A 3,024-nucleotide genomic window follows, 5' to 3' on the forward strand; every position below is an offset into this window, starting at 1 on the left:
ACAAGAAGACAATTTCGAATAACTCAATACCTGTGAATGTCCACACAGATTTCTTGTTTAGATTGTTAAAGAGCGTACTAATACCAAAAGAATCAATCTTTCGCTTAGTGACCGTTGACGCTAGGCCGTCGGCTTGGGCTGCGTATTCTACGCTTTCCCGTGTCGGCGTCAAGTGTTTTTTCAAACTTTCTTTTCGCCTTGAACTCAGTGTTTTGAAGCACTTAATTCAACCTAACCCGACGACCGCTTTCGCTGTCTGCCGTGTCAGTGGATGCGCATTATAGGCACCGAGAGATTTAGTGCAACCCCTTTTTTAGCTATTTTATCATTTAATTTTTATACCTGAGTTAATACCAAAATAGGCACAACTTACACACAGATTTATCCACAAAATGACTTATAGGATTTAATCTTTGAACATTCTGAAGCCTGTATTTTCACTTACGTTGAATATTGGCAAACACTCTCAAAGAGTTGTTTTCTGTATATAGCGCTATTACAGATGATGCTAATTGCTATCCTTTGTTTATTACTCTGCATTACATATTCGACATTTAGTATTAAAGGAAAGATTAACTTAACCAACCGACTACTTGTTCGATATAGAGTAAACGAATAGATAATCATAACTAGCATCGATAATTTAAAGATTTGTAAATACCTACTCAATTGTAAATTTGGAGCCTGTGATGACAACTCATATAACAGGCATGTATAGGTAAAAAACAAAAATTCAGTGGCATCAATATCAAACTCGCAAACATCATATTGTGTATATTAAGACTGACTACAAAGAACATGCTTTACAACTCACTGAGGCCAGCCAAACCCAACCTCACTAAAGTAATACCATTCCGCATTAGTAAGTGATCTCTCAGCGAGAATTTAAAAGAGCTTAAACAACAGGGCAAGATCACGAAGCTTTACCTTGACTTAAGTTCTGATCTTATACTTCTTTTTAGTAAGAAGTAAGTTAACCCATGTCGCAACTACAGCTATTGAAGTACTTTTCAAACATTGATAACCCCTATTAACAAGGTAAAGTTGTCCATCTACTCTTTGATATCCAATTCCTTACCCTCAGCGCAGTGATTGCTGGATGCCAAGGTTGGAAGAAATTGAAGATTTTGGGCACGACCGTCTCGATTGGTTACGCAAATTTGTCTCTTTTGAAAATGGTATTCCTAAACATGACACGATAGCGAGGGTTATCGGCACTATTGATATGATTACGTTTCAATCCTACTTCTCTAAATGGATGCAAGAGTGCCATCAGGTCACTGCTGGACAAGTGATTGCTATTGACGGGAAAAGATTAAAGGTTCATTTAATCAATCTGGTAGAAAGGATGCCATTCATATGGTGAGCACATTAGCTTGTGAAAATGGTATGGTGCTTGGACAGCAAAAAACCGACTGTAAATCCAATGAGATAACCGCCATCCCAGTTCTGCTTGACTTGTTAGAAATAAAAGGTTGCCTCATCACCATCGATGCCATGGGATGTCCGAAAGCGATAGCTCACAAAATTTTGAATAAAGAAGCGAATTATCTGCTGGCACTTAAAGGCAATCAGGCCATGTTATTTTCCCAGGTAGAGAAATTATTAGGACCAGAAATTAGCCGCCCGTGTCAGGATGGAACGCTATTTCAGGAAACGGATTACCAACGAAATAGAGAAGAGTACCGGTGCTGTATTGTGACCAATGACATGAGTCAAATACCCACAGCGGCAAATTGGCCAATGTTAACGACATTTGAGGTGATCATTTCTTATCGAAAGGAAAAAGGCAAAGTATCCAAAGAGTTAAATTTTAGATACTACATCAGTTCAGCCACACTAACGGCAGAAGAGTTGGCTGCAAGTGCCCGAGAGCATTGGAGTATAGAAAATGGATTGCACTGGAAACCTGATGTTGGGATGAAAGAAGATGATTGTCGTATCCGACGTAATGGTGCATCGGAAATTATGGCAGGTGTTAGGCATGTTGCAATGAATCGTCTTCAGTCAGAGACAAGCTTTAAGAAAGGAGTAAGAGCGAAACAAATGAAAGCCATTCGCAACACCGATTACCTTGAAAAGGTTATTTTTGACAAGTGAATTTTCATGCTCTTACCCTGGCTTAAACAAGGCGAATGACTGAATGAATAGCTATTCTCTTTCTGCGCAATGGTATAAATCCATCAATCTTAACCATCATGCTTTATTTAGGTAAAACAAACGACGGCAGAAATCAGCGCGTAAAATTTCAAATTATGGTTTAAGTTTGATACCGGCACAGGTAAAACCATGCTACCTACTGCCTTTTCTGTAATGTGATATAGAGATTAATCCAAATACAGAATGGCGTTGAGTCATCAGTCAAAGATAGTACGACGCATAAATAACACTAGTATATAAGCCTTCTCACCCCTTTTGCTAATAGGACGGAGATGTGGCAACTCTTGAATCAAACTTTACAAGTAACGCACTCGGATAGATATGCTCGTTATCATAGCTGGCGCAGGGTGGAATACGAATGATATAGCCAAAGACTTTAGTAATTTATCCGTCCTAAAATTACCTCCTTATTCTCAAGGCCAACTCAATAGAGCTGGAATGGTAATGGTTAAGACACCACTGATTGGCAAATAGGTACTTTGAATGTTATAACGATATCGTTGAGCAGTGTTGAAAGCCTGGAAGATATTTATTCAGTGCCAAGGCAGTTTAAAAAGCTTGTGTACACGAGACTGGGCTAATATGGGCAAAGTCTAATGCAGATTAGTATCATATGAGCATATCGACCACATTGTTAACTTGCTCATTTTGATAAATCAAGGCTGATGCTCAACGCTCAAATTCCAGACGTAAGAAAGCCCGTTGCATTTGCAACGGGCTGATCACTCTCTTTTCAGAGAAATTAGGCGCCTGGAAATGACCTACTCTCACATGGGGAGACCCCACACTACCATCGGCGATACTGTGTTTCACTTCTGAGTTCGGAATGGGATCAGGTGGGACCACAGCTCTATGGTTTCCAGA

General features: G+C 39.5%; 1 protein-coding gene, 1 rRNA gene and 1 pseudogene. 1 reads left to right on the forward strand and 2 read right to left on the reverse strand.

All coding sequences use genetic code 11. From position 1 onward, the window contains the following. On the reverse strand, nucleotides 1–184 hold a 184-nt coding region (locus GQA99_RS20680; RefSeq protein ID WP_206194592.1), incomplete at its 3' end, for a hypothetical protein. 850 nt (nucleotides 185–1,034) lie between these two features. Here GQA99_RS20680 and GQA99_RS20015 point away from each other — a divergent pair. Continuing rightward, nucleotides 1,035–2,100: pseudogene (locus GQA99_RS20015) on the forward strand (ISAs1 family transposase); the annotation flags it as partial. 808 nt (nucleotides 2,101–2,908) lie between these two features. Here the strand turns inward: GQA99_RS20015 and rrf are convergent. Continuing rightward, nucleotides 2,909–3,024: ribosomal RNA gene (gene rrf / locus GQA99_RS20020) — 5S ribosomal RNA — on the reverse strand.

This window comes from Shewanella litoralis, from assembly GCF_009828585.1.
GTDB classification, from domain to species: Bacteria; Pseudomonadota; Gammaproteobacteria; order Enterobacterales; family Shewanellaceae; genus Shewanella; species Shewanella litoralis.